This window comes from uncultured Reyranella sp. (genome assembly GCF_945957355.1).
In the GTDB taxonomy this organism is placed as follows: domain Bacteria; phylum Pseudomonadota; class Alphaproteobacteria; order Reyranellales; family Reyranellaceae; genus Reyranella.
In genome coordinates this window covers 1-12,548 of the sequence record NZ_CAMFKM010000016.1, presented here as the reverse complement: position 1 = coordinate 12,548, position 12,548 = coordinate 1, and the positions used below count along the sequence as shown (strand labels likewise).

Here is a 12,548-nt window from a genome sequence, read left to right as displayed (position 1 = left end):
GGGTTGGCTAAATGCGGTGCGCCGCCTTATAGCGGGCAAGAAAGGAGCGCAGGCGGTCGCTCCTCGGGCTGCCGAACAGGTCGGCGGGCGACGCAAGTTCGACGATCTCGCCGGACGCCATGAAGGCCACGCGGCTCGAAACCTCTCTGGCGAACTGCATCTCGTGGGTGACAATCATCATGGTCATGCCGTCGGCGGCGAGCGACTGCACGACATCCAGCACCTCGCCCACCAGCTCCGGATCGAGTGCCGAGGTAACCTCGTCGAGCAGGATGAGGTGAGGTTCCATTGCCAGGGTGCGCGCGATGGCGACGCGCTGCTGCTGACCACCCGAGAGCGCCGCCGGATACTGTGCCGCCTTCTCGGAAAGCCCGACGCGCTCGAGCAGCGCCATCGCCTTCTCCCGCGCCTGCCTGAGCGGCAAGCCGCGCACCTTGACCGGCGCCACCGTCAGATTGTCGAGCACGGTGAGATGCGGAAAGAGATTGTAGCTCTGGAACACCATGCCGACGCGGGCGCGCATCGCGGCGACCTCGCGGTCGGGACGCGGCTTGCGGCTGCCATCGGCGCTGAGGCGGATACCGACGGTTTCGCCCTCGATGCTGATCGCGCCGCTGTCGTAGGTTTCGAGGAAGTTGACGCAGCGCAGGAGCGTGGTCTTGCCGCAGCCGCTCGGCCCGATCAGCGTCACTACTTCTCCCCTGCCGACGGAGAGCGAAACCTCCTTCAGGACCCGGTTGGCGCCGAACGACTTGCCGACCCTGTCGATGACGACGAGAGGTTCTGGGAGAGGCTCAGGCATGCGAATGGCGCTCCACGTAGCTCGCCAGCCGCGCCAGCGGAAAACAGATCAGGTAATAGCCGGCGGCGACACCGAGATAGGCCGGCATGAGTTCGCCCGTGCGCTCGCCGATCTCGCGACCGGTCGAGAACAGCTCCCATCCGCCGATGGCGCTGATCAGGGACGTGTTCTTCACGACGGAAAGCGAGGTGTTGAGAAACGGCGCCACGCAGAGCCGCCGCGCCTGCGGCAGGATGACGATGCTGAAGTTCTGCAGGCTCCGGAAGCCGACGCTGCGACCCGCATCCCATTGCGTCCGGGGCACCGCCATGAGGGCGCCGCGGAACACTTCGCCCATGTAGGCGGCGAAATAGAAGCCCATCACCACGATGGCGGCGGCATAGACCGGCAGGGTGATGCCGAGATAGGGCAGGCTGAAATAGCAGCCGATCAGCAGGACCAGCAACGGAATGCCGCGGGTGACCAGTGCGTATCCCGCCGCCAGAACGCGCAGCGGCGGCCAGGCGTAAAGCCGGGTGAGCGCCAGGGCCATGCCGAGCACCGAGCTCAGCAGGATCACGGCGACGGCGAGCATCACGGTGACGCTCGCGCCCCAGGCCATGTAGGTGAGAACGGTCAGCTTCATGTGCGGACCGGGAAGCGCCAGGCCAGCAATCTCATCGCCGCAAGGATGATGGCCGCCATCGCCAGATAGAGCGCCGCCATCATGAAGAAGGTCTCGTAGGGCGCGGCGCTGCGATCGAGCAGCAGCTTGCCGGCCTGCGTCAGCTCGGTCACCGAAATGGTCGAAGCGATCGAGCTGTCCTTCAGGATCACGACGGCCTGGTTGCCGAGCACAGGCAGAACGCGGCGCAGCGCCTGCGGCAGGACGATGTCGAACAGCGCCCGGCGCGGCATCATGCCGAGCGACAGTGCAGCCTCGGTCTGCGTGCGCTTCACCGACTCGATACCCGCACGGTAGATCTCGCCGGCATAGGCGCTGTTCTGCAGGACCAGCGCGATGACGCCGCAGACGAACGCCTCCGGGTAGAGTCCGATCTCGGGCAGGCCGAAATACAGGATGAAGATCTGCACCAGGACCGGCGTGTTCCGCATCACGTCGATGTAGGCGATGGTCACGGCACGCACCGCGGCGAAACGGCTGCGCCGGCCGGCGACCACGACGAGGCCGCCGATCGCCGCGCCGACCAGCGCGAGGGCCGTCAGCGCCACGGTGATCTCCAGCCCTTCCAGCAGGACCGGGAGAATGCGCAGGAGAAAGGCGGTGTCCATCGAACGCGTGGGTAAGATCGGATCAGCGGACAGACGGGGTCACTTCGCCGAATAGAAGCGTGCCGGCGGCGGCGCGGCGCCGAACCACTTGCGATAGAGCGCTTCGTATTCGTCGTAGCGCGAACCATGCGTGTATTCGCCGACGATGGTGTCGAGACAGAGCCAGAGCTGGAAGTCTCCAGGCTTCATGAACAGCGCATTGCCGTTCAGGCTGCCGAGTTGGCCGGGCAGCTTGACCCAGGCCCCATTGGAACGGGCGACCTGGAATTCGGCCGCGGCCGAATCGGCCTGCACGGCGCCCACCCGCCGGCTCTTCAGCGCCTGGAACGCAGCGCTATCGGTATCGAAGTACATCGCCTTGGCCTTGGGGGCGTAGCGCTTAGCACGATCGATCATCGCGGCGGTGTTGGTGGCGCCGAACACAACGTCCGCGCTGTCGAGATCCTCGATCTTCTTGATCGGAGAGCCCTTCGGCACGACGACGAAAGTGGTCGAGTCCATGTACGGTCGCGTGAAGGCCAGCCGCACGGCGCGGTCGGGGTAGATGGTGGCCGAGGCGATGCCGAAGTCGACACGACCAGAAAGCACCGCCGGGAACCGCCCGGCCGCGTTCACGACGACGAACTCGATCTTGTCGGGGCTGCCCAGGATCGACTTGGCGAGCAGGCGGGCAAATTCGATCTCGAATCCGGTATGGGTACCGTTCTCGTCGATGAAGCCGGTGGGCATCGTGCTGTTGCTCACGGCGACGATCAGCTTGTCGCGCTTCAGGATGGCGTCGAGCCGCGATTCCTCCGCCTGCGCAGCGCTCAGCCCGGCAGCAAGCGTCACGAAACCCAAAACGAGAGAGAAGCAAAGCGAAGTGCGATGCTCGAAGCGCACCCATCTTAGCAGCGAGCGGCAAAGACCCATATTCTACTCCCCAAACGCAGAAAATTTCCCCTGCGGAAGAGTTCAACATGTTGCGCCAGCAGGGCAAAGCGCGTTAATCCCATGCTGAGCATCGCCATTGGCGATACTGGGACTACACAGGGAATCGCCGATGCTGCGGGAGTTCCAGACCTTCCTCGCGGTTTGCCGCTGGGGCACGTTCACCGCCGCCGCCCGGCACCTCGGCATGACGCAATCAGCGGTCAGCGATCACATCCATCGGCTCGAGGACTTCACCGGCGTGCAGCTCTTCCACCGCACCGGCCGGTCGGCGACCCTCAACGCCGCGGGCGAGGCGCTGCGACCGCTCGCCGAGGAAGCGCTGCAGATCACCGATCGCATGCGCACGGGGCATGGCGCGGGCCAGCTCCGGGGCAGCCTGCGGGTGGGCACGATCACCTCGGTCCACAACAGCCTGATGGCCCGCGCGCTCGTCGCCTTCCGGCGCGCCCATCCCGCGGTCACGATCCGGCTCATTCGCCGCGAAGGCCCGATGGCCGGCGATGTCGAACGCGAGGAGTTCGACCTGGCCGCCTCGGTCCTTCCGAACCTGCCATTGCTGCGCACGATCCGCTGGATCCCGCTGTTCCGCAAACCGTTCGTGCTGATCGCGCCTGCCGCGACATGCGCCGGCACCTGGCGCGAGGCCATGGCGATGCACACCTTCATGGGCTACGACCTCTCATGGAGTGCCGGCGTGCAGATCGACGACTTCCTGTCGCGCATGGGCGTGCCCCTTCGCGACACGATCTGGGTCGACTATCTCGACACGATGATCACCCTGGTCGCGAGCGGCGTGGGCGTCGCCATCATCCCGCGAACAGCCCTGGGCGAGTTCACCGGGCTGGTGCGAGAATTCGAGTTCGGCGCCGATACGTTCCATCGGGAAGTCGGCCTCCTGCGCCGCGCCCGGCCACCCAACGGCGGCGCGATCGCCGACGCCTTCATCGAGACGCTGCGCGACGAGGTCCGACGCGAGGCATTTGCCGAACCGCTTCCGTGATCACCGGAAGAAACTCGTTTCATCTACCCCAGCATGACGTCGAGGAACATCATCACCACGAGGCCGATCATCAGGCCGACCGTGCCGTGGTTCTCGAAGCCGCGGCGGTGGGCTTCGGGGATGATCTCGTCGCTGATGACGAAGATCATCGCGCCGCCGGCATAGGCCAGGCCCCACGGCAGCAGCGATTGCGCGATGGTGACCGCACCTGATCCCAGCAGTCCGCCAATCGGTTCGACGAGCCCCGTCAGCAGTGCCACGAAGAAAGCCTGTCCCCGGCCGTAGTTCAGGCTGAGCAGTGCCACGGCGACGGTCAGCCCCTCCGGCATGTTCTGCAGACCGATCCCGATGGCCAGCGCGATGGCCTTGCCGGGATCGTCGCCGCCGAAGCCCACCCCGACGGCCAGCCCTTCGGGAAAGTTGTGCAGGGTGATGGCGATCACGAACAGCCAGATGCGCCGGAAGCGTGGCGCGTCGGGTCCCTGGCGGCCCATGATGAAATGCTCGTGCGGCACGTAGCGATGGACCAGCCAGAGACTGGCGGCCCCGAACAGAATCCCGGCGATCACCAGGATGACGGCGCCTAGTTTGGTCGCCCCCTGCTCCTGCGCCACGTCGATGCCGGGAATGATCAGGGAGAAAAACGAGGCCGCCAGCATCACGCCGGCGGCGAAGCCCAGCATGACATCCTGCGCCTGCACCGAGAGCCTGCGGATGAACAGGATCGGCAGTGCACCGATCGCGGTCGTGAGGCCCGCGCACAGGCTGGCGAGGGCACCGGCCAGGATCGGCGACGACGAAACGAAAGCGGCAAGCATCTGGACTCCCTCACCAGAACGAACCCGGTCTGGCGAGAGAGCGCGACCTCGCGCCGAAGCGCAACATGGCCCTGAGTATAGGTCGATCAGCGCCGGTTGCGGCGCAGATCCTCCTCGTCCTTCCACATCATGAACTGCGGGCCGAGATCAGAGATCTTGGTGGCGCCGATCTGAGCCATGCTGATGTCGACCTCGCGCCGGAAGATGCCGAGCGCGGTCTTGGCGCCCTCAACGCCGCCCGCCGTCACGCCGTAGAGCGTCGGCCGGCCGACGAACACGAACTTGGCGCCCAGGCAGAGGGCGATGATGGCGTCGAGGCCGCGGCGGACGCCGCCGTCGAACATCACCGTCATCTTGTCGCCGACCGCGTCGCGGATCGCGGGCAGCACCTCGAGCGGCGACGGCGCCAGGTCGAGCTGGCGAGCGCCGTGGTTGGAGACCATGACGCCGTCCACGCCCAGCGAGTGGGCGCGGATCGCATCGTCGGGATGCATGATGCCCTTGAGGACGAAGTTGCCCTTCCACAGTTCGCGGAAGCGCTCGACATGCTTCCAGGTCATCGGCGCGCGATTCTGGTAGGCGACCATGTCGGCCACCTTGTCGGCCGTCGCATCGGGGCCGGCATACTTGGCCCAGTTGTCGAAATAGGGCGTGCCGTGACGGAACCACTGCATCATCCAGGCCGGATGCAGCAGCGCCTCGAACTTGGTCTTCCAGGTGAGCTTGAGCGGACGCGACCAGCCGTTGCGCGTATTGCGCTCGCGGTTGGAGCCCTCCGGCACATCGACGGTAAAGACGAGGGTCCGCAAGCCGGCGTCGGCCGACCGCTTGATCATGTCCTCCGAGACGGCCTGATCCTTGGCGGAATAGAGCTGGTACCAGCCATGGTCGGGCGCCAGCTTGCCGAGATCTTCGATCGAGCCGGTGCTGGAGCCAGACATGATGAAGGGCACGTTGGCGTCGCGCGCCGCCTCGGCCAGCATCAGGTCGGCGCCGTGGCGGAACAGCCCGGCGAGGCCGGTCGGCGCGATGCCGATGGGGCTGGAATAGGTGCGGCCAAACAGGGTGGTGGACTGGTCGCGCACCGAGACATCGACCAGGTAGCGCGGCACGATGCGCGCCTTGCGGAAGGCCTGCTCGTTGGTGACGAGGCCGACCTCGTCGTCGGTGCCGCCCTCGATGAAGTCATAGGCGATCTTGGGCAGGCGCTTCTTCGCAAGCTTGCGCAGATCATCGATGTTCACCACGCCGTCCATCGTCTCACTCCTCGATCCGTCGGCCGCTGCCATTCGTTTGCAACAGTTTGACCCGCTTTCGCGACTCCGGCCAGAGCCCCGTTCCGCCCCGCGTCCGTACCGGTCGCCACTGGCATGCCGCTTGCTGCCTTCGGCTGAAATCGCGAACGGGGCACCGGATGGCAGGCTTTTCATTTCCCATCGTCGATCTCGAGCCGTGGTTCGAGGGGGGAGCGTCCGGCCGCCGGGCCGTCGCGGACCGGGTCCGTCTGGCCTGCGAATCCACTGGCTTCTTCGCCATCGTCGGACATCGTGTCCTCGACGAAACCATCGGGGCGATGCGCTCGGTCTCGCGGGACTTCTTCGACCTGCCTGCGCCCCGAAAGATGGTCGTTGCGCGCCCCCGGCCGGAGCAGAACCGCGCCTATCACGCCGAGGGCACGGAGACCCTGGCGCGGCTGGCCGGCAACGAGACCCCGCCCGACTACAAGGAGGTGTTCGCCATCGGGCCTCTCGACGTTCCGGCGGACGATCCCTGGTACCACGAAGCACCCGGCGCCTATCCGAACTACGCCCCCAATCTCTGGCCCACGGACGTGCCCGGCTTCGAGGCCGGCTGGCGGGCCTACTGGTCGGCGATGGAAGGCCTGCAGGACACGATCAGCCGCATCTTCGCCCTGTCGCTCGGCCTGCCGGAGGATTGGTTCGCGGGGGCGCTCGCACGCCATTGCAGCATGCTGCGGGCGCTCAACTATCCGGCGCAGCGCGAGCTACCCCGACCCGGACAGCTGCGCGCCGGCGAACACACCGATCTCGGCATGTTGACGATCCTCAAGAACGAAGCCGCCGACGGCGGCCTCGAAGTGCGCGATCTCGACGGCACATGGCACGAGGCGCCCCCGGTCGAGGATGGCTTCATCGTAAATATCGGGGATCTCCTGATGCGCTGGTCGAACGACCGCTTCCGCTCGACCCTGCACCGGGTCGCCAATCCGCGCTCTGGCGGCGGCGCGCGGCGCCTGTCCATCGCCTACTTCGTGGCGCCGGCCTACGACGCGAAGATCGAATGCCTGCCGGGATGCGCCACGGCCGACCGTCCGGCGAAATATCCGCCGGTGACCGTCGCGGCCTATCGCAACGCCCGCTTCGCCCGCACGGCGGCGCCGATCGTCACCGCCGCCTGACGCGGACAAATTCTCTACTCCGCACCGAACCCTTGGGTTAGCGTCGGCCGAACGCCGAAGAGCAGCAAGGGAGGCCGCGTCATGGAGTTGACGGACCAGCAGATTGAGCAGTTCGATCGCGACGGCTTCCTCGTGTTCCCCGACCTATTCGATCGCAACGAAGTGGCGGTGCTGCGCCGCGAGGTCGCCCGGCTCTCTGGTATCGACAGCGAGGAGGTCGTGCGCGAGCATACCGGGGGCGTTCGAACGATCTTCCGTGTTCACGAGGAGGATGGCGCGACCCGCTCGAAGCCCTTCCATGCGCTGGTCCGAACGCCGCGCCTCCTGCGGCCGGTGCAGCAGGTGCTGAAGGACGACGGCGTCTATGTCTATCATACCAAGATCAACACCAAGCCGGCCATCGAGGGCACGGTCTGGCAGTGGCACCAGGATTATGGCTCGTGGATGCGCGACGGCTGCCGGCAACCCGACATGGCCACCTTCAACCTGATGATGACCGACACGACCGAGATGGGCGGAGCGCTCTACCTGATTCCCGGCAGCCACAAGCTCGGCCGCATCGAACCGGTCTACGACGAGTCGACCTCCTACAAGTTCTGGGCGATGCCGAAGCAGCGCATGATCGAGATCCTGAAGAGCTCGCCCGAGCCCGTGGCCGTCACCGGCCGGGCCGGAACCTGCGTTCTGTTCCACTGCAACGTGCTGCACGCCTCGGGCCACAATCTCTCGGCCGAGGATCGCTGGCACATCTACGTCTCGTGCAACACGGTCGCGAACAGGCCACAGCTGGGCGAGAACCCACGGCCCGACTGGGTGGTGTCCCGCAACTGGAATCCCCTTCCCCTCGAGGCGGACGACGGCGTCCTGAAGGCGGCGTGAGTTCGGTTCCACCGTCACTGATCCTGCATCAGTACGACTTCTCGAACTTTGCCGAGAAGGCACGCCTGATGATGGGCTTCAAAGGCCTCACCTGGCGGGCGGTCGAGATTCCGCCGATCGCGCCCAAGCCCAAGCTGACGCCGCTGACGGGCGGCTATCGCCGCACGCCGGTGCTGCAGGATGGTGCCGATGTCTGGTGCGACACGAAGCTGATCGCGCGCGAACTGGAACGGCGCGTGCCGCAGCCGACCTTCTACCCGCCGAATACCTCGGGCATGGCCGACGCCATCGCCTGGTGGGCCGAGCAGCAGTTCATGCGACCGACTGCGCTCTACGTCTCGGGCATCAATGCCGACCACATGCCCGAAGGGCTACACACCGACCGCGCCAAGCTGCACGGCCTGCCGCTGCCCTCCATCGAGGCCGTTCGCAAGGCCGCCTTCCGCAACCTCCAGCTCGTGCGGCCACAAGTGAAATGGATCGCCGACATGCTGGTGGACGGGCGGCCCTACCTGCTCGGCGACCAGCCCTGCATCGCCGACTTCGCGACCTATCACGTCGTCTGGTTCTTCCGCGGTCGTCACATCGACTGCCGCGAGGTGCTGAATGCCTATCCGCGCCTGCTTGCCTGGCGCGACCGTATGGCAGCCATCGGGCATGGACACCGGACGAACATCGAGGCCGACGCTGCGCTGGCGGAGGCACGGGCCGCGACGCCGTCGACGCCGCGCCCCTCGGAGCCCCAGGAAGGCGATCCCCTGCCCGGCCAACGCGCCCGCGTTCGGGCCTCCGACAATGCCAGGGACTGGATCGAGGGCGAGGTGCACTTCATCGATGCCGACGAGATCGCGCTGCTGCACGAGAACGACGAGGCCGGCCTGATCGCGGTGCACTTTCCGCGGCTGGGATATGATTGGCGACCAATGACCTAAAGGTTCCTCGCTCTTACTTCGCGGCAAACCGCTCGATGCTCAGCCCATCGATCGGCGTGTTGGTCGAGCCGGTCGCCACGAGTTCCGCCATCACTGCGCCCGTCCCCGGGCCCAGCTGGAAGCCGTGGGTCGAGAAGCCGAACTGGTGGAACACGCCCTCCGAGGTCGAGCTGCGGCCGACCACGGGTATGCCGTCCGGCATGTAGGCCTCGATGCCGGCCCAGGCGCGCACGATCGTGGCCTCGTGCATCGCGGGGAACAGCTCCCAGACAGTGCGGGCGCTGATCGCGAGCTTCTCCCAGTCGAGCACCGTCTCGTTGCTGTCGCGCCAGGGCGTTGCGAGATGACCGCCGCCGATCACGACGGTGCCATTGCCGAGCTGCTTGAAGGAGAGCTTGCGGCCGCGCAGGATCACGACCGGCTTGATGAAGGCCGGCAGGCGGCTGGTCACCATCAGCATCGGCGCCACGACGGCGAGCGGCACCGGCTCGCCCAGCATGGCGGCGATGCGGTCCGCCCAGGCGCCGGCCGCGTTCACGATCTTCGGCGCTTCGAAAATGCCGGCGCTCGTCTCGACCCGCCAGTTGGCGCCGCTCCTCGACAGGCCGGTGACGGTCACGCCCTCCACCACCTCCGCCCCCTTCTCGACCGCTCGGCGGCGGAAGGCCTGGGTCGTTCGGAACGGATCGGCAGCCCCGTCGCGGCGCGAGACCACGCCGCCGGGACACCGTTCCGACACCGCCGGCACGAGGCGCCGCAGCTCGGCGGCGTCGATCAGCTCCTCATGCTCGATGCCGCGCAAGCGGAGATCGTCGACACGCTCGCGGAAACCCGAGAGTTCGGCCTCGCTCTCCGCCACCAGCACGGTGCCGTGGGCCTCGAAGCCGCAATTGTCGCCGACCAAATCCTCGATGCGCTCCCAGACGTCCATCGACGAGATCGACAGCGGAATCTCGTGCAGGTCGCGAGCCAGCTGCCGCACGCCGCCGGCATTCACGCCCGAGGCGTGGCGACCTGCATAGTCCTTCTCGATCAGGATCGGCTTGAGGCCGCGCAGCGCCAGATGAAGCGCCGTCGAGCAGCCGTGGATGCCGCCGCCGATGACCACGACATCGGCCGTGCGGGCCATCCTAGCGCTCCACGGCCTTGCGTTCGGCCTCGCTGATCGGCAGCGACGCGAGTTCGGCCAGGGTGATCGGCTTCACCGGCGGGCGCAGGCGGTAGTAGCCGACCTCGTCCGGGCTGGTCTTGCGCTCCGCCGCGATCAGCTCGGTGACGGTGAGGCCGCAGAGCCTTCCCTGGCAGGGCCCCATGCCACAGCGCAGGAAGGCCTTCATCTGGTTCGGTCCCTCGCAGCCCATCTTCGCCGTGTCGCGAACCTGCTTCGCGGTGACTTCCTCACAACGGCAGGCGATCGTCTCGCCTTCGGGCATCCTGAAGGCATCGGCCGGTCGGTTCAGCCAGTCGAGGAAGGCGCGCCCCATCTCCTCGCGCTGCAGCCTCTGGCGGATCGCCTGTGTGTCCGGCACGACGGCACCGGGCTTGAGCGCGCGGACCGCCGCGATGGCGGCGATGCGCCCGCGCTCGGCGGCGGCGGTGCCGCCCGCAATGCCCGCCCCGTCGCCGGCCACCGCGATGCCCGGCACCGAGCTGCCAAAGTCGGCATCGAGCACCGGTACGAAGCAGAGCTGGCGGTCGTTCCAGACATGCGCCACGCCAGCCGCATTGGCGAGGTTGACGTTGGGCACGACGCCCTGGTGCAGCAGCAGCAGATCGACGGGCAGGCGTCGCGTGCCGCCGGCGCCGGAGAAGACCACCTCGCGGACCCGGTCGGTGCCCACGGCCTCCATCGCATCGACGCGATGCACCGGCACCCTGGCCCGGACCTCACGCAACAGCGCCAGACCCTTGGCGAAGTAAGGCGACAGCGCGAAATCGGGCAGGTGGAAGACCGCCTGCAGCCAGTTACGTCGCGGCGTGGTGTCGAGGATCGCGTCGATCTTGCCGCCCGCCCGCAGCGTCTGCGCCGCCAGCAGCCACAGCAGCGGACCGCTCCCGGCCATCACGGTTCGGCCGCCGACAACCAGGCCCTGCGCCTTCAGCGCGGTCTGCGCCGCGCCCGCCGTCATGACGCCCGGCAGTGTCCAGCCGGGAACAGGGAACGGCCGCTCCTGTGAGCCGGTGGCGATGATGACCCGGCCAGCTTCGATCACGCGCGCCTTGCCGCCGATCGAGACACCGACCAGCCGCTGCCGGTCGAGGCTCCACACCGTGGCGCCATTGACGATCAGCGCGCCGCTGGCCTTTGCTTCGTCGGCAAGCTTCGCACCGTCCCAGTAATCGTCGCCCAAGATCGCGCGGTCCGTGACCGGCGTGGACGTGATAGCGCGATAGATCTGACCACCGACGCCAGGATTCTCGTCGAACAGCACCGTCGAGACGCCGGCCCGAGCGGCCAGCGCGGCCGCTGCGAGACCCGCCGGCCCCCCGCCGATAACGACGAGTTCGTACGACGAAGCGAGGTCCGCCGCAGCAATCATCGTCCGGCCTCCCGGCGCCCGAGCTGGGTCTCGACCTTCATGCCCTCGCGCACCGGGATCAGGCAGCCCTGGCGGCTGCCGACGCCGTCGACCGTGACGAGGCAGTCGAAGCACACTCCCATCAGACAATAGGGCGCACGCGGCGCGCCGGTGACGGGTGTCGTGCGGCAAGGGTCGATGCCCGCGGCGATGAGGGCCGCTGCGACCGTGTCGCCTGCCCGTGCCGAGATGGGTTTGCCGTCGACGGTGATGCCGACCGCTGGGCTGCTGTCAGCCAGCCGCTTGAACATGGAACCTCCGGGCACTGAAGGGAGCGACGAGCGAGGCGTCGAGGGAGCCGCGCGCGATCATCGGCGCGATGGTGAGTGCGTGGTTGGCAGCCAAAGTCACGCCGGAATGGCAGCACACGGTGAAGGCGCCGGGATGGGTCTTCGACTCGTCGTAGATCGGGAAACCGTCCTGGGTCATGACGCGGATAGCACTCCAGGTACGCACCACGTTCACATTGGCAAGCAGCGGAAACTGGCGCACGGCGCGCTCGGCTTCCGTCGCGCTGACGCCGATCGTCAGGCCGCTGGGATCGACGCTCTCTTCCTTTGAGTCGCCGATCATCACCGTGCCCTCGTCGGTCTGGCGCAGGGTGACGACCGGATGGTCGAGGAAGGGTCGCAGCCGCTCGGTGACCACGATTTGCCCGCGCTCCGGCTTCATCGGACAGTCGAGGCCGACCATTGGCGCGAGGCGCATGTTGGCATTGCCCGCCGCCAGCGCCACCTTGGCTGCGCGGATTTCGCCGTGGGGCGTCGCGAGCCGGAACTCGCCCGCCTCCTTGGTGATCGCCTCGACGCGATGGCTCGGCAGGTAGGTCACGCCGCGGGCATTGAGCGCAGCATGCAGCGTGCGGAACAGGCGCAGCGAATTCACGTGCCCGTCCAGTTCGCAGAAGCTGCCGC

The 12,548-nt window shown here is 67.2% G+C and carries 14 protein-coding genes; 4 read left to right on the top strand and 10 right to left on the bottom strand.

All coding sequences use genetic code 11. From position 1 onward, the window contains the following. Positions 1 to 7: 7 nt before the first annotated feature. Genes Q0Q48_RS22510 through Q0Q48_RS22495 form a run of 4 tightly spaced genes read right to left on the bottom strand, consistent with a single transcriptional unit; the run spans position 8 to position 2,905 of the window. On the bottom strand, positions 8 to 802 hold the full coding sequence (locus tag Q0Q48_RS22510) for an amino acid ABC transporter ATP-binding protein (RefSeq protein WP_295142946.1): 795 nt from the start codon (positions 800 to 802) through the stop codon (positions 8 to 10). Then, positions 795 to 1,427, bottom strand: a complete 633-nt coding sequence (locus tag Q0Q48_RS22505; protein WP_295142944.1) for an amino acid ABC transporter permease — start codon at positions 1,425 to 1,427, stop codon at positions 795 to 797. Before Q0Q48_RS22505 ends, Q0Q48_RS22510 begins: the two co-directional genes overlap by 8 nt. Then, on the bottom strand, positions 1,424 to 2,074 hold the full coding sequence (locus Q0Q48_RS22500; protein WP_295142940.1) for an amino acid ABC transporter permease: 651 nt from the start codon (positions 2,072 to 2,074) through the stop codon (positions 1,424 to 1,426). Before Q0Q48_RS22500 ends, Q0Q48_RS22505 begins: the two co-directional genes overlap by 4 nt. Before the next feature lie 39 nt (positions 2,075 to 2,113). Next, entirely contained in the window at positions 2,114 to 2,905 is a 792-nt protein-coding gene (locus tag Q0Q48_RS22495) for a transporter substrate-binding domain-containing protein (protein WP_295142937.1), read from the bottom strand. A 211-nt stretch (positions 2,906 to 3,116) separates the two neighbouring features. Here Q0Q48_RS22495 and Q0Q48_RS22490 point away from each other — a divergent pair, with 211 nt between their 5' ends. Beyond that, positions 3,117 to 4,007, top strand: coding sequence for a LysR family transcriptional regulator (locus Q0Q48_RS22490; RefSeq protein WP_295142934.1), 891 nt, complete (start codon positions 3,117 to 3,119; stop codon positions 4,005 to 4,007). A 23-nt stretch (positions 4,008 to 4,030) separates the two neighbouring features. Here Q0Q48_RS22490 and Q0Q48_RS22485 read toward each other — a convergent pair whose 3' ends face one another. Continuing rightward, entirely contained in the window at positions 4,031 to 4,825 is a 795-nt protein-coding gene (locus Q0Q48_RS22485; protein ID WP_295142929.1) for a ZIP family metal transporter, read from the bottom strand. Positions 4,826 to 4,911: 86 nt separating this feature from the next. Continuing rightward, positions 4,912 to 6,081: an alpha-hydroxy acid oxidase gene (locus tag Q0Q48_RS22480; protein WP_295142926.1), complete on the bottom strand. Its 1,170-nt coding sequence runs from the start codon at positions 6,079 to 6,081 to the stop codon at positions 4,912 to 4,914. A 158-nt stretch (positions 6,082 to 6,239) separates the two neighbouring features. Between Q0Q48_RS22480 and Q0Q48_RS22475 the strand changes: the two genes are divergently transcribed. The 3 genes from Q0Q48_RS22475 to Q0Q48_RS22465 all read left to right on the top strand — a co-directional run bounded on the left by Q0Q48_RS22475 (position 6,240) and on the right by Q0Q48_RS22465 (position 9,055). Then, positions 6,240 to 7,244: a 2-oxoglutarate and iron-dependent oxygenase domain-containing protein gene (locus Q0Q48_RS22475; protein WP_295142923.1), complete on the top strand. Its 1,005-nt coding sequence runs from the start codon at positions 6,240 to 6,242 to the stop codon at positions 7,242 to 7,244. Positions 7,245 to 7,325: 81 nt separating this feature from the next. Next, positions 7,326 to 8,123: a phytanoyl-CoA dioxygenase family protein gene (locus Q0Q48_RS22470; RefSeq protein ID WP_295142920.1), complete on the top strand. Its 798-nt coding sequence runs from the start codon at positions 7,326 to 7,328 to the stop codon at positions 8,121 to 8,123. Continuing rightward, positions 8,120 to 9,055 carry a glutathione S-transferase family protein gene (locus Q0Q48_RS22465; protein WP_295142918.1) on the top strand — a complete coding sequence of 312 codons (936 nt, stop codon included), beginning with the start codon at positions 8,120 to 8,122 and terminating at the stop codon, positions 9,053 to 9,055. The genes Q0Q48_RS22470 and Q0Q48_RS22465 overlap by 4 nt, the downstream gene beginning before the upstream one ends. Before the next feature lie 13 nt (positions 9,056 to 9,068). Here Q0Q48_RS22465 and Q0Q48_RS22460 read toward each other — a convergent pair whose 3' ends face one another. The 4 genes from Q0Q48_RS22460 to Q0Q48_RS22445 all read right to left on the bottom strand — a co-directional run. Further along, entirely contained in the window at positions 9,069 to 10,184 is a 1,116-nt protein-coding gene (locus Q0Q48_RS22460) for an FAD-dependent oxidoreductase (RefSeq protein ID WP_295142917.1), read from the bottom strand. Position 10,185: 1 nt separating this feature from the next. Continuing rightward, a complete protein-coding gene (locus Q0Q48_RS22455; protein WP_295142915.1) occupies positions 10,186 to 11,595 on the bottom strand; it encodes an FAD-dependent oxidoreductase in 1,410 nt (469 codons plus the stop codon). Further along, positions 11,592 to 11,885: a (2Fe-2S)-binding protein gene (locus tag Q0Q48_RS22450; protein WP_295142912.1), complete on the bottom strand. Its 294-nt coding sequence runs from the start codon at positions 11,883 to 11,885 to the stop codon at positions 11,592 to 11,594. The genes Q0Q48_RS22455 and Q0Q48_RS22450 overlap by 4 nt, the downstream gene beginning before the upstream one ends. Continuing rightward, on the bottom strand, positions 11,866 to 12,548 hold a 683-nt coding region (locus Q0Q48_RS22445; protein WP_295142910.1), incomplete at its 5' end, for an FAD-binding oxidoreductase. The genes Q0Q48_RS22450 and Q0Q48_RS22445, both read right to left, overlap by 20 nt.